The 19,564-nt window shown below is 48.2% G+C and carries 17 protein-coding genes; 8 read left to right on the top strand and 9 right to left on the bottom strand.

The features are described from left to right. Positions 1 to 18: 18 nt before the first annotated feature. The 3 genes from aspS to ACN0VA_RS07660 all read right to left on the bottom strand — a co-directional run bounded on the left by aspS (position 19) and on the right by ACN0VA_RS07660 (position 3,326). On the bottom strand, positions 19 to 1,842 hold the full coding sequence (aspS, locus tag ACN0VA_RS07670) for an aspartate--tRNA ligase (protein WP_417820581.1): 1,824 nt from the start codon (positions 1,840 to 1,842) through the stop codon (positions 19 to 21). Positions 1,843 to 1,957: 115 nt separating this feature from the next. Further along, the gene (locus tag ACN0VA_RS07665; RefSeq protein WP_417820580.1) at positions 1,958 to 2,716 is read right to left on the bottom strand and encodes a substrate-binding periplasmic protein; all 759 of its coding nucleotides are present in this window, start codon (positions 2,714 to 2,716) and stop codon (positions 1,958 to 1,960) included. A 1-nt stretch (position 2,717) separates the two neighbouring features. Next, positions 2,718 to 3,326 carry a response regulator transcription factor gene (locus ACN0VA_RS07660; protein ID WP_417820579.1) on the bottom strand — a complete coding sequence of 203 codons (609 nt, stop codon included), beginning with the start codon at positions 3,324 to 3,326 and terminating at the stop codon, positions 2,718 to 2,720. Between the two features lie 233 nt (positions 3,327 to 3,559). On the opposite strand from ACN0VA_RS07660, the gene ACN0VA_RS07655 reads away from it, so the two are divergent. From ACN0VA_RS07655 to ACN0VA_RS07645, 3 genes are read left to right on the top strand one after another with little or no spacing between them, the layout of a single operon-like run. After that, on the top strand, positions 3,560 to 3,853 hold the full coding sequence (locus tag ACN0VA_RS07655; protein WP_417820578.1) for a DUF2849 domain-containing protein: 294 nt from the start codon (positions 3,560 to 3,562) through the stop codon (positions 3,851 to 3,853). Positions 3,854 to 3,870: 17 nt separating this feature from the next. Beyond that, positions 3,871 to 5,529 (top strand): nitrite/sulfite reductase, encoded by a 1,659-nt coding sequence (locus tag ACN0VA_RS07650; RefSeq protein WP_417820577.1) that lies wholly within the window; start codon positions 3,871 to 3,873, stop codon positions 5,527 to 5,529. Further along, on the top strand, positions 5,516 to 6,031 hold the full coding sequence (locus ACN0VA_RS07645; protein ID WP_417820576.1) for a DUF934 domain-containing protein: 516 nt from the start codon (positions 5,516 to 5,518) through the stop codon (positions 6,029 to 6,031). The genes ACN0VA_RS07650 and ACN0VA_RS07645 overlap by 14 nt, the downstream gene beginning before the upstream one ends. A gap of 186 nt (positions 6,032 to 6,217) precedes the next feature. Here ACN0VA_RS07645 and ACN0VA_RS07640 read toward each other — a convergent pair whose 3' ends face one another. The 5 genes from ACN0VA_RS07640 to ACN0VA_RS07620 all read right to left on the bottom strand — a co-directional run bounded on the left by ACN0VA_RS07640 (position 6,218) and on the right by ACN0VA_RS07620 (position 13,042). Continuing rightward, the gene (locus ACN0VA_RS07640; protein ID WP_417820575.1) at positions 6,218 to 7,618 is read right to left on the bottom strand and encodes a TRAP transporter large permease; all 1,401 of its coding nucleotides are present in this window, start codon (positions 7,616 to 7,618) and stop codon (positions 6,218 to 6,220) included. Continuing rightward, entirely contained in the window at positions 7,618 to 8,259 is a 642-nt protein-coding gene (locus ACN0VA_RS07635; protein ID WP_417820574.1) for a TRAP transporter small permease, read from the bottom strand. Before ACN0VA_RS07635 ends, ACN0VA_RS07640 begins: the two co-directional genes overlap by 1 nt. Before the next feature lie 103 nt (positions 8,260 to 8,362). Beyond that, complete coding sequence (locus tag ACN0VA_RS07630; protein WP_417820573.1) at positions 8,363 to 9,349, bottom strand: TRAP transporter substrate-binding protein; 987 nt, start codon at positions 9,347 to 9,349, stop codon at positions 8,363 to 8,365. Positions 9,350 to 9,768: 419 nt separating this feature from the next. Continuing rightward, positions 9,769 to 11,124 carry a sigma-54-dependent transcriptional regulator gene (locus tag ACN0VA_RS07625; RefSeq protein WP_417820572.1) on the bottom strand — a complete coding sequence of 452 codons (1,356 nt, stop codon included), beginning with the start codon at positions 11,122 to 11,124 and terminating at the stop codon, positions 9,769 to 9,771. Then, positions 11,117 to 13,042 (bottom strand): sensor histidine kinase, encoded by a 1,926-nt coding sequence (locus ACN0VA_RS07620; protein ID WP_417820571.1) that lies wholly within the window; start codon positions 13,040 to 13,042, stop codon positions 11,117 to 11,119. Before ACN0VA_RS07620 ends, ACN0VA_RS07625 begins: the two co-directional genes overlap by 8 nt. 165 nt (positions 13,043 to 13,207) lie before the next feature. On the opposite strand from ACN0VA_RS07620, the gene ACN0VA_RS07615 reads away from it, so the two are divergent. Beyond that, complete coding sequence (locus ACN0VA_RS07615) at positions 13,208 to 14,164, top strand: mitochondrial fission ELM1 family protein (RefSeq protein WP_417820570.1); 957 nt, start codon at positions 13,208 to 13,210, stop codon at positions 14,162 to 14,164. 112 nt (positions 14,165 to 14,276) lie between these two features. Continuing rightward, the gene (locus ACN0VA_RS07610) at positions 14,277 to 14,651 is read left to right on the top strand and encodes a hypothetical protein (RefSeq protein ID WP_417820569.1); all 375 of its coding nucleotides are present in this window, start codon (positions 14,277 to 14,279) and stop codon (positions 14,649 to 14,651) included. Here the strand turns inward: ACN0VA_RS07610 and ACN0VA_RS07605 are convergent. Next, positions 14,648 to 16,060, bottom strand: coding sequence for an FAD-binding oxidoreductase (locus tag ACN0VA_RS07605; RefSeq protein ID WP_417820568.1), 1,413 nt, complete (start codon positions 16,058 to 16,060; stop codon positions 14,648 to 14,650). The genes ACN0VA_RS07610 and ACN0VA_RS07605 overlap by 4 nt on opposite strands. A gap of 163 nt (positions 16,061 to 16,223) precedes the next feature. Between ACN0VA_RS07605 and gatC the strand changes: the two genes are divergently transcribed. Genes gatC through gatB form a run of 3 tightly spaced genes read left to right on the top strand, consistent with a single transcriptional unit; the run spans position 16,224 to position 19,458 of the window. Beyond that, positions 16,224 to 16,514: an Asp-tRNA(Asn)/Glu-tRNA(Gln) amidotransferase subunit GatC gene (gene gatC / locus ACN0VA_RS07600; RefSeq protein ID WP_188666892.1), complete on the top strand. Its 291-nt coding sequence runs from the start codon at positions 16,224 to 16,226 to the stop codon at positions 16,512 to 16,514. 2 nt (positions 16,515 to 16,516) lie between these two features. Next, positions 16,517 to 17,995 carry an Asp-tRNA(Asn)/Glu-tRNA(Gln) amidotransferase subunit GatA gene (gene gatA / locus ACN0VA_RS07595; protein WP_417820567.1) on the top strand — a complete coding sequence of 493 codons (1,479 nt, stop codon included), beginning with the start codon at positions 16,517 to 16,519 and terminating at the stop codon, positions 17,993 to 17,995. Between the two features lie 5 nt (positions 17,996 to 18,000). Beyond that, a complete protein-coding gene (gene gatB / locus ACN0VA_RS07590; protein ID WP_417820566.1) occupies positions 18,001 to 19,458 on the top strand; it encodes an Asp-tRNA(Asn)/Glu-tRNA(Gln) amidotransferase subunit GatB in 1,458 nt (485 codons plus the stop codon). Positions 19,459 to 19,564 lie beyond the last annotated feature (106 nt).

Here is a 19,564-nt window from a genome sequence, read left to right as displayed (position 1 = left end):
ATTTTTTATAAGATCTGATTATTCAGCTTCTTTTTCAACTTCGCTGGTTTTTTCTACCTTCACTTTTTCTTTGGGAAGGTTCAGCTTGATGTGCAGTTCACGAAGTTGTTCGACGGAAACTTCGCTGGGTGCTTGCATCAGAAGATCTTCTGCGCGCTGGTTCATCGGGAAGGCGATAACCTCACGAATGTTCGGTTCGTCAGCCAACAGCATGACCATACGGTCGATACCCGGTGCGCAACCACCGTGAGGCGGTGCGCCGAATTTGAATGCGCGCAGCATGCCGCCAAATTCTTTTTCCACGACGTCTGCTTCATAACCTGCCAAACCGAAAGCTTTGTACATGATTTCCGGTTTATGGTTCCGAATGGCACCAGATGACAATTCGATCCCGTTACAAACGATATCGTACTGCCATGCCAGAATATCCAATGGTTCCTGACTTTCCAGCGCTTCCATACCACCTTGGGGCATAGAGAACGGGTTGTGAGAGAAGTCAATCTTGCCGGTATCTTCGTTCAATTCATACATCGGGAAGTCAACAACCCAGCAGAAGTTGAATTTATTTTGTTCCAGCAGGTCCAGTTCGTCACAGACACGGGTCCGCACGACACCGGCAAAGCTGGCTGCGTCATGTTCACTGCCGCAGGCAAAGAAGACAGCGTCGCCATTACCCAGACCGCAGGTTTCCAAAATGGATTTAACGCGGTCGTCATCCAGATTTTTTGCAATCGGGCCTTTGCCGTTGCCATCTTCGTCAATTGCGATGTAGCCCAGGCCACCTTTGCCTTCGTCACGTGCCCAGTTATTGAGCTTGTCGAAGAAGCTGCGCGGACGTGACGCTGCACCCGGTGCTGGAATGGCGCGCACAACGTTACCTGCCGCGACCAGTTTGGCAAACAGGCCGAAACCTGAATCGCGGAATGCTTCGGTCACATCGGCGATGATGATCGGGTTGCGCAGATCAGGTTTGTCACAGCCGTATTTCAGCATGGACTCTTTATAAGGGATGCGCGGGAAAGGCAGTGGTGTGACATCGCGACCATTGCCGAACTTGGTGAAGATTTCATGCATGACGGGTTCGATGGCTGCAAATACGTCTTCTTGTGTCGCATATGCCATTTCGAAGTCGAGCTGGTAGAACTCGCCCGGTGAACGGTCTGCACGTGCATCTTCATCACGGAAGCAGGGCGCAATTTGGAAATAACGGTCAAAACCGGAGACCATCAACAATTGTTTGAACTGTTGCGGGGCTTGCGGCAAGGCATAAAACTTGCCGGGATGGTTACGTGCCGGTACCAGATAATCACGCGCGCCTTCCGGGGAAGAGGCTGTCAGGATCGGTGTCTGGATTTCCATGAAATCCTGAGCCGTCATCAGGCGGCGGATTTCAGAAATAACGTTGGAGCGCAGCTTGATGTTGTTGTGCAGTTGTTCGCGGCGCAAATCAAGGAAGCGATGACGCAAGCGAATTTCTTCTCCGGCTTCTTCGTTGCCAGCGACTTGCATGGGCAGAACGGCACAAGCCGATTCAAGGACAACTTCGTCCATATAAATTTCAATTTCACCTGTCGGCATTTCCGGGTTAACGGTTTCAGCCGTCCGTTTTACGACTTTACCTGTGACGGTGAGAACGCTTTCAACACGCGCTTCTTCTGCGATTTTGAAGAGGTCGGAAGAAATATCGATGACGCACTGGGTCATGCCGTAGTGGTCGCGCAAATCAATAAACAGCAGGTTGCCGTGATCGCGTTTGGAATGGATCCAGCCGGAAAGGCGGACAACGTCACCTGCGTTTTCTGCGCGCAGCTCATTACATTTATGTGTGCGATAGGGATGCATCTTTCGCTCGTCTCTTTTCTTGAATTCCAAGGAAGGTCTAATATCGTCCAATCAGACAGCGTGAAATGGCATTTAAGAGGGGGGTATGTCAAGTGATATGGTAAGAAAACAGCGATTATTTATATCTATCATGGATGGCTTGGTAGGTTCCATCCGCGTGCATTGTAGCCAGTGCTTTATTGAAACGCTGGATAAGGTCGTGTGTGTCGGGCCGCGCTTTACTGAAACAGATATGATATTGCTTGCTGCGTATGGGAATGATTTTGATCAGTCGGGATAGTTGTAGCTGTTGGAGCGTATATTCGCCAAATTCCTTAATTGTAAGGAAAACATTGATCCGCCCGGCAAATAGTTTTTTGAAGGCGGTACTGTCGTCTGGGGATGTATCATAAGGCAATCCATACTGATCAAGCAACTTTAACTGGCGATATCCGGCAACCCCGCCAATTTTAAGGTCGGGATATTTGATTAAATCTTCAACTGAGGAAATCGGATAATCCCTGAAATTATGATCCGCATTCAGAAATAACGCATCTGTTGCCGTACTGATCGGGTCGGACATAAGAAAGATTTGTCGGGGACTGCAAGTGAGGATACCGTTGGCAACCCCCTGTTCCGTAGAGGCAAGGGCGCGGCGCCAGGGAACGATCTTAATTTCCAACGGTTCGTGCATCCGTTGAAATGCTTCACGGGCAACCTCGACATCAAAACCACTGAGTTTAGAATTGTCCTCGTTAATGATGTAAGGCGGGAAGTGAATGGTCAGCAAGACTGTTTTATCTGTCTCTGCGTGTTTCGCTGTCTCGCCATGCTCCGCAACGGCACTTGTGCTGAAGAGCAACAAGGCACAAAGCAAGGTCCAGAGATAGCGCATGTCACATTCCGATTGCGATGGCTTTGCGAACCAGATCAGGCAGGTTGGCCGAGTCCATTTTACGCATGACGGTTGCGCGGTAAATTTCAACAGTCCGTGGGCTGATGTCTAAAGATTGTGCTGCTTCTTTATTGGAAGCCCCCTTGACGATCAATGTCATAACTTCACGTTCACGCGGGGTTAATTCCGAAACAGTCTTTTTAATCAGGTCAGTTTCTTCGGCGCTGGGTAATTTTGTTTGGGGCGTATCAATCACACGCGAAATACAGTTGATGAGTTCTTCGGGTTGGACGGGTTTTTGAATAAAATCAACCGCACCAGCCTGCATGGCTTTTACCGCCATCGGTACTTCGGCATGGGCTGTCAGGAAAATAATGGGCAGGGCAAACTTCATTTCATTAAGTTTGGCTTGAAGTTCCAGTCCATCCATTTCCGGCATATTGACATCCAGAACGACGCAACCAGCTGGATTTACGTTTTCTACCTGCGACAGAAAAGACTGGGCAGAGGAAAAAGTAATTATCTGGCGTTCGTCGGATGTCATCGCAGTTTCGAGATAATCCAGCAAGTCTTGATCATCATCGATAAGATATACGTAAATGGGCTGCACGAAACTTCCGTCCTTCGTATTGTTCCTTAAGGGTATGAGTGTAGGTTCTAATAAAATGGCTTTGGAATCAAGGGGGATGTTTACTAAACGGCAAGTTGACAATTAAACATAATAAAAATGTATATTTAAAATAAATAACAAAAAATATTGACTAATTAATAAAATGCGCTCATATAGTTTGCAAAGCTGTGGTATAGCATGGCAGGAAACAAGACAAACTGAGGCTTTTGATTATGTCCCTACAAGTCATTACAGCGAACCGCCTGGATAATGGGCTTGCTGTTTTTTATAACGCCAGCGGAGAATGGCATACCAACATTAATCAGGCGACAACACTGGATGATGTTGAAAAAGGGGAGGCTTTGCTCAAGCAGGCCTCTTGTTCGAAGAATCAGTTGGTTGTCGTCGGTCCTTATCTGATTGACGTTGAGGAAGGCGAAGGTGGTTTGATCCCCGTGCGTTACCGTGAAATGATTCGAACCAAGGGGCCGTCGGTTCGTCCCGACCTTGGTTATCAGGCGCAGTAAATCTAGGAATAACGATAATGTATAAGTATGATGATTACGATCAGCAACTGGTGGACGAACGTGTCGCGCAGTTTCGCGATCAGGTCAACCGCCGCCTGAGTGGCGAATTAAGCGAAGAAGAATTCCGCCCGTTGCGCCTGATGAACGGCGTTTATTTGCAACTGCATGCCTATATGCTGCGTGTTGCCATTCCTTACGGGACATTCAACAGCACACAATTGCGCCAGTTTGCTTATGTTGCACGTAATTACGATAAAGGGTACGGGCATTTTACGACACGTCAGAATATCCAGTTCAACTGGCCCAAGCTTGTGGATATTCCCGATATTTTGAACGATTTGGCGAAAGTCCAGATGCATGCCATTCAAACCAGTGGCAACTGTATTCGTAACACGACAACCGATCAATATGCCGGTGCGGCCTTTGATGAGCTGGAAGACCCGCGTCCGTGGTGTGAATTGATCCGTCAATGGTCAACTATGCATCCCGAATTTACTTATTTGCCGCGTAAATTCAAGATGGCAGTGACCGGTTCGCCAACAGATCGCGCAGCGGTCGCTGTACATGATATCGGCCTGCGTATTCGTCGTGACGATCAAGGCGAACTTGGTTTTGAAGTGATGGTCGGCGGCGGTTTAGGCCGTACACCGATGGTTGGGAAAACCATTTGCGAGTTCTTACCCAAAGAAGACTTGTTATCTTATCTGGAAGCGATTTTACGCGTTTATAACCAGTTTGGGCGTCGCGATAACAAATATAAAGCCCGCGTGAAAATTCTGGTCCATGAAATCGGTGCGGAGACATTTGCCAATCTGGTAGAGAAAGAATGGGAACACATCCGTGACAGCGCGTTGCAGGTTTCCCCTGAGGAAATCGACAGCTTGCGTAGTTATTTCGCCCCGCCTGCTTTTGAAAAATTACCGAGTTTGAGTGCGGAATTTGCAGAAAAAGTTGGCAGTGATCAGGAATTTGCTTACTGGGTACAAAACAATGTGCGTGAGCATAAGCAACAGGGCTATGCCATTGCCAATATTTCTCTGAAACCGATCGGCGGCATTCCCGGTGATATCTCGCATGTTCAAATGGATGCGTTGGCAGATATGGCTGACCAATTCAGTTTCGGCGAAATTCGTTCCACGCATGAGCAAAACCTTGTTCTTGCCCATGTGAAACGTTCGGACCTTTATGCCTTGTGGCAAGGATTGAAGGAACAAGGGTTGGCAACGCCGAATTCAGGTTTAATCACGGATTTGATCGCTTGTCCGGGGCTGGATTACTGTGCGCTGGCAAATTCACGGTCCATTCCGTTGGCCCAACGTATCAGTGAACGATTTGGGGAACTGGACCGTCAGCATGATATTGGTAAAATCCAGATTAAGATTTCTGGCTGTATCAATGCCTGTACTCACCACCACGTTGGTCATATCGGCATTTTAGGTGTCGATAAAAAAGGTCAGGAATTTTACCAGATCACCTTGGGTGGTCGCGCAGATGAACATGCGAAGATCGGCAAAATTCTGGGTGCAGGTTTCTCAACCGATGAAATCGTTGATGCGGTGGAAAGGGTGATCAATACCTATCTATCTTTGCGTGAAAACAGCGAAGAAACATTCCTTGATGCTTATAACCGTGTCGGTGACACGCCGTTTAAGGAGGCTCTCTATGGCACTCGTTAAAAACAATTTGGTCATCGAAGACAAATGGATATTTGTTCAAGATGAAGATGACCTGCCAAATGGTGATATCATCGTTTCTTTGACACGATGGAAGAATGATCGTGAAACGCTTCTTAAACGCAGTGATGGTTTGGGGATTGTTTTGAAAAGTGGCGAAAACCCGGATCAGATTGTCGATGATCTCGCTTTTTTTCAAGTGATCGCGTTGACGTTTCCGGCCTTTACCGATGGTCGGGCGTATAGCTACGCGCGCCTGTTACGTGAACGTCATGGCTTTGATGGTGAAATTCGCGCGATTGGTGATGTTTTGCGTGATCAAGTCTTTTTGATGCACCGTTGCGGATTTGATGCGTTTGATATCAAGGCAGGTGATAATAAAGCCTTGGCCATTTGGCTGGATGCACAAAAGGAAATGACGACCTTTTACCAACCGACGGGGGATGGACGAAAAACCGTGCGTTCCTTGCGGGATCGTCGCAGGCTCGCCAAAGCGGCCTCATAATTGCGAAAAAACGGGTTTCCGGACAAAGGCCTCGCATTAGCGAGGCCTTTGTGATTCACGTTATAAAAATCGTCCATAGGTCAGGTATTGAATAACAACAAACCCCGCCAAGAATGACGGGGTTTGTTAACAATGTTGGGCCGCTGTGAAAGCGGCCCAAGGGAGACTCCGATGTCGAAGAGAGTCTTATTTGTATCCCTGAAGTTGATCGAAGAACTCCGGCAGGAAGAGTGAAATCTGCGGGATGTAAGTGATCAGGATCAAGAAGAGGAGCAACAAGGACAGCCACGGTAAGGCCGCTTTGACCGCCCAACCGATAGAATGGCCCGTAATCCCTGCGGTAACGAACAGGTTCAATCCAACAGGCGGTGTAATCATACCGATCTCCATGTTGACAACCATGATGATACCGAGGTGGATCGGATCGATCCCCAATTGTGTGGCGATGGGGAACAAGATAGGTGCCATGATGAGGATAATGGCACTGGGTTCCATGAAGTTACCGGCAGCCAGCAACAACAGGTTGACCACGATCAGGAAGCCCCACCACGGCAAGCCCCAGCCAACGATATATTCAGCAATATGGTGCGGAATGCGTTCTGTGGTCAGGACGTGTGCGAACAACATGGCATTGGCGATGATGAACAGCAACATAATGGAAACTTTGGTTGCATCGACCAGTACTTTGCGGACATCAGGGTCATTGACGCACTTCGGTAGCGCAACAATGGATTGCATGATTGCACGTCCAGCAAGAACAACACCGTTTTCGCCTTCATTCTGCCAGGCTTTTTCTTTCAATGGTCCCATGTCGCGATAGACGAAGACGGAAACGAAGAAAGCATAAACAGCAGAAACGGCAGCGGCTTCTGTTGGCGAGGCAATCCCGCCGTAAATAGAGCCCAGAACGATGACGATCAACATAATCCCGCCCATCGCACTGATCATTGAATTGAACAATTCTTTGATACCGGGGAAGGGCTGTGACGGCAATTTCATCACACGCGCAGCAATGTAAATGGCAACCATCAAAATCAGGCCCATCATGATACCGGGAACAAAACCGGCCATGAACATTTTAGAGGCAGAGACTTCTGTTGCGGCAGAATAAACCAACATTACGATTGACGGCGGGATCAGGATACCCAAGGTCCCGGCGTTGGCGATAACACCTGCGCCGAATTTTTCGGGATAACCAGATTTGACCATACCCGCGATAACGATGGAACCAATGGCAGCAACGGTAGCAGGGCTTGAACCGGAAACGGCGGCAAACAGCATACAAGCCAGAACGGATGCCATTGCCAAACCGCCCTTAATATGACCGACGACCGCGACGGCAAAACGGATCAAACGTTTGGCAACGCCCCCGGTGGAGAGGAAGGCGGAAGACAGAATAAAGAACGGGATTGCAAGTAGGGTGTAATGTTCGGACAGAGCTTCAAACAGTTTTAAAGCAATGGAAGCCAGAGAGTCGTCCGAGAACAACAAAATCGTACTGACAGAGGACAAGCCCAGCGCAATTGCGATCGGCATGCCCAAAAACATGCAGCCAAATAGAGTGACGAAAAGGAATGCAATGGTCATTATTTGGTCTCCTCGGCGTCATCATACATTTTAACATCACTGCTGACGCCAGCTTCTTCGAGTGCTTCTTTCGCTTCGTCAGCCATATGCATTTCCATCCATTCACCTGTAATGAGTTTTTTCAAGACATCCAAAAAGCGGATTGTCAGTAAAATAAAGCCAATTAAAAGAGGGCCGTGGGCAAACCACATAGGAAGCAGTGGGTCTTCTTCATCAATTTTGAAAACATCCCACATCATATGTTCGGGGATTATGGCTTGTAAAATACCAGGGGTGGGGGTGTCTTCCATCGCCAGGCCGATGCTGTACACTTTTGCAAGATAAATCCAGCCGCCGTACATAATTAAACCGCAATAAAGCAGGCAAAGCAGAACGGCTACGATACTGACAATGCGTTTGACTTCCGGTGTAAGAAGGCGAACGACCGCATCAACCCCGATGTGTGCACCCACTTTAACGCCATAGGAAATACCGAACAGAACAAACCAGGCAGACGTATGCAAGGTGACTTCCTGTACCCAGTGAATGCCGGTGTTAAAGCCGAAACGCAGGACAACTTCGACAAATACGAGAAGGGTCATGGTTACAAGCAAAAAGCTCAGAACCCCTTCTTCTAAATTGCGTGTTAATTTTGCAACCATCACAATGCCCTAAAATAATTGTTTGTGTTAATGGTAAGTGTAGTTAAGGAAACACCCCTCAAAAAACCGAAGTTTTCTGAGGGGTGTTTTTTTAGCAGACAGCTTAGTTATTGGCTGCGATTGCAGCGTCGAGGAGGTCTTTACCGACATCACCTTCGAATTTAGCCCATACAGGCTTCATAGCTTCAACCCACTGCTGACGTTCAGCATCAGTCAGGTCGATAACTTTGGAACGACCGGATTCTTCAATCGCTTTACGGTCGTTAATGGCTTTTTCACCCGCAATTTTGTTACCAAATGCAATGGCTTCATCCATAGCTTTTTTCACTTCAGCGCGAACGTCGTCCGGCAGGCCGTCCCAGAATTCAGCAGACGTTACAACCAGGTAGTCCAGCAGACCGTGGTCAGAGGCTGTGATATATTCCTGAACTTCAAAGAATTTCTTGGAATAGATGTTTGACCAAGTGTTTTCTTGACCGTCGATCGCTTTGGTTTGCAGCAGTGTAAATACTTCAGAGAACGGTTTTTTCAACGGAACAGCATTTACAGCTTCGAACTGGGCAGACAGAACGTCAGAAGGCATGATGCGGAATTTCAAGCCGTTTGCATCAGCAGGAACACGTAGCGGTTTGGAAGCGGAGATTTGCTTCATACCATTGTGCAGGTAACCCAAACCGACGACGCCTTTGCGTTTCATAGAACTCAACAGTTTTTGACCAGCTTCACCTTGCTGGAATTTTTCAGCAGCTTCCATGTTTTTAAACAGGAACGGCAGATCAAAAAGTTGCATTTTCTTTGTGTATTTTTTGAATTTAGACAAAGACGGTGCAGCGATTTGAACATCGCCTAACAACATTGCTTCAAGAACTTTGTTATCACCGTAGAGCTGTGAACTCGGGTAAACTTCGACTGTTACTTTGCCACCCAGACGTTCTGCAACCAGATCGCGGAATTTATTGGCCATTTGACCTTTCGGTGTGTTTTCAGCAACAACGTGAGAAAACTTGATTACGATCGGCTCTGCTGCTGTTGCAACAGTTGCCGTCATCATAGCGGCGGCAGCAAAAAGGCCGGCAGTAAGTTTACGCATAAGGAATATTCCTCCCAATTAATAAAAGAGTGGGGGCGGCGTGTCGTTTATGGACTGAAAAACAGTCTATTCGACGATACTCCCGTTGCCGCCCTCACCAGAGTTTGAAACTTTAAGCAAAGAAAGTACCCATAAGATTTCAAAATGTGGGGCTGAATAGAAGGACGAAAATTGAGAAAACCCGCAAAAAATAAGGTGTGCAGCGCAGCAATCGATATTTTCTTACGTTTTTTGCATAGGCTGGATGGAATTCCGCTCATGCGTCAGAAAAGGCGTGGCGGATTTCCGCCAATTCAATTGTTCGGCAAATGAACATTGTCGCAGTCATGCAAGAATCGCATGGCAGATTTACCAGATTCGCAAGAGTGGTAATACCGCTTTTGCTTGATTTTTTCTCACTTTAGGGGCAGGGGCTAACTTTATGTAAAGTCGGCGCGATCAATTTCGTATTTTTTGAGTTTATCACTGAGTGTTTTGCGCGGGATGCCCAAAATTTCCATCGCATCTTTTATGCAGCCATTGGATTTTTCCAAGGCTTGCATGATAAGCCCTTTTTCAAAGGCTTCGACTTTTTCCGGCAGATTTTGTTCATCACTGCTTGTGGATGACAAACGCATGGTTAAAGGATTTTGCCCACCGCTTAAGACATATCGTTCGGCGGCGTTTTTAAGTTCGCGCACGTTGCCGGGCCAGTTATGTTGCATCAGGGCTTGTAATTGCCCTTGTTTAATCTCGTTGGCGTCGCGCGACATGCGTTGGGCGGCTTCCTCCACGAAATGCTGGAACAGAACGGGGATATCTTCGCGCCAATCGCGCAATGGTGGCGTTTCTATAACAACCACGCTGAGACGATAATAAAGGTCTTCGCGAAAGTTTCCTTTTTCGACCTCATCCAATAAATTGGCTTTGGAAGCTGCAACAATACGTAAATTGAGCGGGATGACGGTGTTGGACCCCAATCGTTCGATGGAACGTTCCTGAAGGACACGCAGCAATTTTACCTGCATGGACATGGGCAAGGCTTCGATTTCATCTAAAAAGAGGGTCCCGCCGGAGGAATATTCAATTTTACCGATCCGGCGGTTGGTTGTTCCGGGAAAGGCACCTGGTTCAAATCCAAACAGTTCGCTTTCAAAAATACTGTCAGGCATAGCGCCACAGTTCACCGCCACAAAATGTCCATTACTGCGACTGCTGTTATCATGCAGGCAGCGCGCCACCATTTCTTTTCCTGTCCCGGTTTCGCCAACGACAAGGACGTCGGTATCTGTATCTGAAATATTGGCAATCAGGTTGCGCAGATATTCCATAGGGTGAGATTTTCCTAAAAAGTTGGAAGAAACACCGCTTTGGCTTTTGAGTTTCTCACGCAACGCGCGGTTTTCGCGCAGGAGCGACAGTTTTTCCATTGCGCGTCCGGCAACATCACTGAGCAATTCGGATGGAAACGGCTTTTCAATGAAATCATAAGCCCCATCGCGCATGGCTTGCACTGCCATTGTCACATCGCCATGTCCGGTGATCAGGATAATGGGCAGGTTTCTATCAATCTTATGGGCCGCTTCCATAAAGGCAAGGCCGTCCATGTTGGGCATCTTAATATCGGAAATGACGATACCGGGCCAACCTTGTTGAATTTGTTTCAGGGCGTCTTCGGCCGTTTCCAGGCAGACCACATCAAAACCGGCCAATTCCAGTGTTTGTTTTGCGGAAAGGCGAATGTGTAGTTCGTCATCTACAAAAAGGACGGGACCTTTATATTGATAATCAACCATGTGCGGCCTGTAAAAGTTCTATGGTGAAGACGGCACCGCCGTCCGGGTGATTGTGCGCTTTAAGAACACCACCGAAATCCTGAATGATTCGTGATGAAATGGAAAGTCCTAATCCAAGTCCCTTGCCGACCTCTTTGGTGGTGAAGAACGGATCGAAAATACGTTCAAGGTCATCTCCTTCAAAACCGGGACCGTTATCGCGAATATGAATGACCATACGGGTTCCTTGGGCGTGGGCTGAAATCCATATACAGGCCCCTGCTTTGTCTGCCAAGGCATCCAGTGCATTGCGCAGGATATTCAGCAGGACTTGTTCCAGACGGATGGCTTCACCCAACACGCTGATGGAGGGATCTTTAATGTTGTTGATGATTTGAGTATTTTCAAATTTGGAACTGCTTTCCAGCAATGTCAACGTATCAGCCATAACTTTAACAAGGCTAATGGGTTCTTTCTGTGAAGGAGTTTTGCGTGAGAAGACTTTGAGTTGTCCCGAAATTTTTCCCAGTCGTGCGCATAATTGCGAAATTTGAACGAGATTGGAATCGACATCGTTCAGCCGGTCCCGTTTCAGCAAAACACTTGCGTTGTCGGCATAGCTGCGAATGGCGGTCAGCGGTTGGTTCATCTCATGGGTGATCCCGGCCGCCATTTGCCCGAGGGCGGCCAGTTTCCCGGCTTGTATCAATTCATCTTGGGCGCGGTGCAGATCGTCTTCTGCCTTATGACGTTCCTGAATTTCTTCTTCCAGACGTTTGTTGGCTTCACTCAGGGCTTTGGTGCGCCGTTCAACACGGTGTTCCAGTTCGATCGCCGCATTTTCCAATGTTTGGCGGTGGCGTTCCTGATATTCGAGACGATGATTAATCATATTGCGCCGTTGCAGCATATAAAGAAAACTGAGAATAGCGATTAACCAGGCAAAGGCGGCAATGATCAGGGTATTGATCACGTCATTGCGCAAGGTGGCCTCGCGAAAGATATAATGAACGATCCAATCTGTCCCTAAAACGGGGCGTGAACGTATGTAGATATCTTCCCATTTGCTTGCATCTTTGCCATTGGCTAACGGATGGCGGATGGCAATGCGTTTGGTATTGTCGTCGATAATGCGTTCGCGCCCTGTTTCAATAGGAATCAACTGTGCATCTGAATATTGCCGGGAATTGATCAGGCTTTGGCGTAAATCCGGGCGGAGCTTTTCCAGCGTTCGAAAACGCCATTCGTCCCGTCCCGAAATAATAACAACGCCATTACGGTCTGTTACGATGACTTCTTCTTTTGCACGGGCCCATGCTTCTTCCAGCCGGGCGACGCTGACTTTCACAACGACAACACCATCAATTTTATCGCCGTCTCCGATGGGGTAGGACAGGTAATAACCGGGAATATTGGATGTTGTCCCCAAGGCAAAGTAATGTCCGGTGCGTCCTTGCATGGCATTTTTGAAATAGGGACGAAACCGAAAATTTTTCCCGACGAAACTATTTTCCTCGTCCCAGTTGCTGGCGGCAACTGTATTGCCCTGTGTCGTCATAACGTAAACGGCGGAGACTTCGGCAATTTGTTCAATGGCGCTGAGGTGACGGTTTGCCCGATCAATGCGAAAATCCAGCATTTCGCCTTCGAATAAGGATTTTAAAATCGGATCCCGCGCCAGAATAACAGGCAGATATTCGTATTTTTCCAATTCGCTGACGATGTTGGACGAATAAAGCTGCATACGGGAGTCGAGCTTGCGCCGTAAATCATTGAGGCTGTTGGTATGGGTCCATTGCGCCAACGCCCATAACGTGAGGGGCATGGCGATAGAAATAAGAATGACCAACAAAATCTTGATGGATCGGTTTTGTAACAGGTCATCATCTTTGTCATTGAATTCGGTTGAAGCCGTGAATTCAAAAGAGGTATCGCTCATTGCGTTTTATAAAAGCCAAATTGTCCCATTTCATGCAGCATAGGCAATTGTTGTGAACTAGTCAAAGCCTCGCAATAAAATGGAATGAATTGCAAAATGGTTCATGTCAGGATAACAAAGGGTAGATAGAAAAACGGGCCAGAGTTAATGAATTCAAGGACGAGCATGAAAACGATATGGGTGTTGCTGGATGATCGGGCTGGCAACGTAAACCAATGTCTTGGTGTTGCGGAAGCTTTGGGTTTGCCCTTTATCCGCAAGGATATTACCTATAATGCGTTGGCAAAACTCCCCAACTTTTTATTGGGGGCAAGCTTGTGCGGCGTCTCCGCTGAAAGTCGTCGTGCTTTAAATGCACCTTGGCCTGATTTGGTGATTGCAGCCGGGCGTCGGACGGCTCCGATTGCGCGTTATATAAAAAAGAAAAGTCAGGGCCAAAGTAAACTTGTTCAAATTATGCATCCCGGTTCAGCCGGGGCGGCAGATTTTGATTTGATTTGTGTGCCCGCACATGATTTACACGGCACTTTGCAAGAAAATGAAATGACAATGTTTGGGGCCCCCCATCGTGTGACAGCCGACAAACTGGTGCAGGCGTCATCGGACTGGGCGGATCGTTTTATGACGCTTTCATCACCACGGATCGGTTTAATTGTGGGTGGGGCAACAAAAAATCGGGATTTCTCAGCTGAAATGGCGCGTGATTTGGGGCGTGCCGTTAATAATATGGCGCAAGAAAAAGGGGCGAGTGTACTGGTGACCACATCGCGTCGAACCGGAGATGCTGCGAGCCCACTTCTGAATGAAATAACGGTGGCGTCCTTTCAGTACAAATGGGGGGATGAGGGTGATAACCCTTATTTTGGGATTTTAGCCTGCTCTGATCTATTGATTGTGACAGGCGACAGCGTGTCCATGTGTTCGGAATGCTGCGGCACAGGAAAACCTGTTTACATTTATGCCCCGCAAGGAATGATTTCTGACAAGCATATGCGGATGGTACATGCGTTGATTGAAAATCAATATGCTCTTCCTTTTGGGGAGGAAACCTCTCTGGCTCACACACAAACATTAAATGCCGCGACGGATATTTCTACCCGAATTCGGCATTTATTAGAGTGAATGTGAATTTTTTTACATTTTTCTTGTGCGTATCTGTATAATCGTTCTGCATATTTGTAGTTGGTGCTCTGCGCCATACGTGTGTGTAGATTTGGTAATTTGCGGGTAAGTGATGTCGGTTAAACTGATTGTAACAGCCGAGGAAAAATATACTCAGCTTGTCATGCTGGAGGGGGCCCGCGCGTGCGATTTTTTAGATTTTTATGCGGCACATTTCAGGTCAAACGCGGGATGTGAAAACGTGCGCGTCTTGGTTGATGTGCGTGGACGACCTGCTGTGATGGGGCTTGCTGAATTTCGTAGCGTTTTGGACTTAATGCATAAAAACAGGATATCAACGTTGGATATGCATATTGTCAGCGACGATAATGCACGCCCGATGCTGGGTGATTTAGTAAATGTGTTATGTGAAGAAAGCGTCGCTAAAATCCGCACCTTTTTCTATCGGGAAAAAGAGGAAGCCGAACACGTTCTCGCAAGTGTTTAAAGCTTAACCACCTTGCCGGGGTTCATAATGTTATTTGGATCGAAGGCACGTTTGACGAGACGCATGCTGTCCAGTTCAACGCCACCTCGAAAGCGGTCCATTTCGTTGATTTTTAACTGACCGATCCCATGTTCGGCGCTGAATGATCCCTCATATTTTTCAGCCATTTCATGGACGATTTCGTTAAAGGCTTCCCAGTTGGTCAGGAAGGCAGCTTTTTCCATTGTTTCAGGTTGAGAGATGTTGAAATGGATATTGCCGTCCCCGACATGACCAAAGGCACAAATACGACTGCCGGGAACAACATTACAAACAGCATGAGAAGTTTCTGCCAGAAAATCAGGGATATGGGAAACCGGGACGGAAATGTCATGTTTCACCGAACCGCCTTCGCGTTTTTGGGCCTCCGACATGCTTTCACGCAAGGCCCATATTTTTTCTGCCTGCATTAAATCCTGTGCAATAACGGCATTTTGGATGTAACCGCGATCAAACAAGGGATGTAAAGCCTCTTCTAATTCATTTTGCAGATTTGTATTCGGGCGGGAGGTCGAAATTTCAAGAACACCATACCATTGGTAAGCGGTGGTAAACGGGTCTGTCGTTCCTGTGATATGTTTCAAGACCAAATCCAGACCAAAACGCGGCATCATTTCAAAGGCCGAAAGCTGTTCGCCAAAATAGTCCCGCATATAGGCAAAGACATCCATCAAATGCCCCGGACTTTCGCTGGCAACGAAGGCGCAGGCGCGGGCTTTGGGTTTGGGGAATAATTTCAAAACAGCGCCGGTAATAACGCCCAAGGTGCCTTCCGATCCGATAAACAAATGTTTCAAATCATATCCGGTGTTGTCCTTGCGCAAGGCCCGTAAGCCATCCCAGATTTGCCCGTCCGGCAGCACAACTTCCAGCCCAAGGGCCAAGTCGCGCATGTTGCCATAACGCAAAACATGGATGCCGCCAGCATTCGTTGCAAGGTTTCCACCGATTTGACAACTGCCTTCTGCCGCAAGGGACAGCGGAAAATAAAGATCGGCCTTGTCTGCTGTTAATTGGACATTTTGCAAAATACATCCGGCATCAACGGTTATGGTTGCATTAAGGGCATCCAATTGGCGAATTTTATTGAGACGCGATAGATTGAGTAAAATGCCACCCTGCGGGACAGCCCCGCCGCAATGACCTGTGTTGCCACCTTGGGGCACGACCGGGATATTTTCATCATTACAAATGGCAAGGACTTCTGCGACTTCTTGTGTGTTTTTAGGGCAGATCAAGACATCGCAATGCCCCTGAAAACGGTTACGGCTTTCTTGCAAGTAAGGGGCGATTTCACCTTGGTTTGTAGTGAATCCTTTATCGCCTACAATAGAGTGCAGGGTTTGTAGAAGGGCGGCAGACAGGGGCATCTGAAACTCGTTTTATTCGGCTCTGGAGGCAAGAAGCTCCGTTTCGTGACTTTCTTCTACACTACCCCTTGTTTTGCATGCTTTCCAGTGCTACTTTCCGCGCTTCAAACTTTCACTTTTTTTGTAAGCCCGCATTGGCGGGTCGATAAGGGACGAAATCGTCATGTCTGCATTAGACAAAGATACCGTCAAGAACATTGCTTTTCTGTCACGCATCGAAGTGGCCGATGAAAAGCTGGAGCCGCTGGCTCAAGACTTGACCAAAATCCTTGATTGGGTTGAACAACTTTCAGAAGTTGACACCGACGGCGTAGAGCCGATGACATCCGTAGCTGCACAAACGCTGCACTGGCGACAGGACGAGGTTACAAGCGGCGACCAGCCGGACTTGGTTCTCAAAAATGCACCGGATCAGACCGATCATTGTTATCTCGTTCCCAAGGTGGTGGAATAAACATGACGAAATTAACAAACTTAACACTGGCAGAGGCCCGCGACGGCCTGAAAGCCGGTGATTTCAGCGCGGTGGAGCTGACCAAAGCCCACATCGACGCGATGGAAAAACATAAAGACCTGAACGCCTTTATTACCGAAACGCCGGAACTGGCACTTGAACGAGCACAAGCCAGTGATGCCAAGATTAAATCTGGTGATGCAGGTGCGATGGAAGGTCTGCCAATCGGTATGAAAGACCTGTTCTGTACCGAAGGGGTGCGCACAACTGCCGCCTCACGCATTCTGGATAATTTCATTCCGCCTTATGAAGCCACGGTTTCCGGTAATTTGAAAAAAGCCGGTGCGGTCATGTTGGGCAAAACCAACCTTGATGAATTTGCAATGGGTTCTGCCAACATCACGTCCAATTTCGGTTCTGTAAAGAACCCGTGGGGCGAAAATGTCGGCAAAGATCTTGTGCCCGGTGGGTCAAGCGGTGGATCTGCCGCAGCGGTTGCGGGCGGTCTGGCCTTGGCGGCAACAGGCACCGATACGGGTGGGTCCATTCGTCAACCAGCGTCTTTTTCCGGTATTGTTGGGTTGAAGCCGACATATGGTCGTTGTTCGCGCTGGGGCATTGTGGCTTTCGCATCCTCGCTGGATCAGGCTGGTCCGATGACCAAAACGGTTCGTGACGCGGCGATCATGCTGCAATCTATGGCAGGTTATGATGTGCATGATTCCACATCGGCCCGCGTTGATTTACCGAATTTTGAGGCTGCGCTCAGTGGCGATATCAAAGGTCTGAAAATCGGTATCCCGAAAGAATATAAAGTGGACGGCATGCCGCAGGAGATCTTGGAGCTTTGGAAAAAAGGCGAAGAGATGCTTAAAGATGCCGGTGCCGAAGTGGTGGATGTTTCCCTGCCGCATACAAAATATGCGCTGGCAACTTATTACATCGTTGCCCCGGCGGAAGCTTCTTCCAACCTCGCGCGTTATGATGGTGTGCGTTATGGCCACCGCGCAGAAGGGGAGTTGAAAAACCTGGATGACCTGTACATGAAAACCCGTGCACAGGGCTTTGGTGAAGAAGTACAACGCCGCATTATGATCGGTACTTATGTTCTGTCTGCGGGCTATTACGATGCCTATTATGCCAAGGCACAGAAAATCCGCACCTTGATCGCGCAAGACTTTGAAAAAGCCTATGAACAGTGCGATGTGATCCTGACACCGACCTGCCCGTCCGAAGCATTCGGGATTGGGGAAAATGAAGACGATCCGGTAAAAATGTACCTGAACGATGTCTTTACCGTACCGACATCTTTGGCCGGCCTGCCGGGCATTTCGGTTCCGACAGGTTTGTCCGCCAGCGGTTTGCCGTTGGGGCTGCAACTGATCGGGCGTCCGTTTGATGAAGAAACCGTCCTGCGTACCGCAGATGTATTGGAAAAGGCCGCTGCATTCAGCGCCAAGCCTAAGATGTTGGAGGCGTAACTCATATGGCTTACATTATCAAAGGTGAAACAGGCGATTGGGAATTGGTGATCGGTCTGGAAGTCCATTGTCAGGTCATTTCCAACGCGAAGTTATTTTCCGGTGCCTCTGCCACTTTCGGCGCAGAACCGAACCATAATGTCGCGTTTTTGGATGCGGGCATGCCGGGCATGTTGCCGGTCATTAACGAAAAATGTATTGAACAGGCTGTTCGTACGGGTCTGGGCCTGAAGGCGAAGATCAACGAATATTCTGTCTTTGCCCGTAAGAACTACTTCTACGCCGATTTGCCGCTGGGCTATCAAATTTCCCAGTTTGACAAGCCGATTGTCGGCGAAGGCACCATGATTCTGGATTTGGAAGATGGCGCGACCAAAGAAGTCGGGATCGAACGTCTGCATATGGAAATTGATGCCGGTAAATCCCAGCACGACCAACATCCGACCAAGTCCTTGATCGACTTGAACCGGGCAGGGGTCTGTTTGATGGAAATCGTTTCCATGCCGGATATGACATCACCGGAAGAAGCAGGTGCTTATTTGCGCAAACTGCGTTCTATCGTGCGTTATCTGGAAACCTGTGATGGGAATATGGACGAAGGCTCCATGCGCTGTGACGTAAACGTATCTGTACGCAAAGTGGGCGAAGAAGGCCTGCGTACCCGTACAGAAACCAAAAACGTCAACTCCGTTCGTTTCGTCATGCAGGCGATCGAGGCCGAAGCCGCCCGTCAGGTTGAAGTCTACGAAGACGGTGGTGAGATCGTGCAGGAAACCCGTCTGTTTGATCCAAGCAAGGGTGAAACACGATCCATGCGTTCCAAAGAACACGCGCACGATTATCGTTATTTCCCGGACCCGGACCTGCTGCCGTTGGTTTTGCCGGAAGGCTTTGTGGAAAATATCAGAAAAACCCTGCCAGAACTGCCGGACGAGAAAAAAGACCGCTTCATTAACGAACTGGGCTTGTCCCCTTATGATGCTTCCGTTCTGGTCGCAGAAAAAGAAAAAGCCGATTATTTCGAAGAAGTGGCCAAGGGTCGCGATACCAAACTGGCGGCAAACTGGGTGATTACCAACCTGTTTGCGGTACTGAACAAACAAGGCGTTTCGATCCAGAATAGCCCGGTCAGCGCAGCCAATCTTGGGAAACTGGTTGAATTGATCTCCAACGATACCATTTCAGGCCGGATTGCCAAAGACGTCTTCGAAATCATGGTGGAAACTGGCGGTGATCCTGAAAAGATCGTCGAAGAAAAAGGCCTCAAGCAAATCACCGATACGGGCGCGATTGAAGCCGCTATCGATGAGATTATGGCAGCCAATCAGGATAAAGTTGAAGAAATCCGTGGCGGTAAAGATAAAATGCTCGGCTGGTTCGTCGGTCAGGTTATGAAGGCCACCCAAGGCAAAGCCAACCCGGGTGTCGTAAACAAATTGCTCCGTGATAAAATCATGAGCTAACCGTTTGTTAGACCGAATATCTAAATCAAAACGCCCTCAAGGAAACTTGGGGGCGTTTTTTTATGTTACCTAAAAAAGGTTAAATCTTGCTTCCCACACCTTAAAA

This window comes from Terasakiella sp., assembly GCF_048267425.1.
Taxonomy (GTDB): Bacteria; Pseudomonadota; Alphaproteobacteria; order Rhodospirillales; family Terasakiellaceae; genus Terasakiella.
This window is presented reverse-complemented; position numbering and strand designations above follow the sequence as displayed.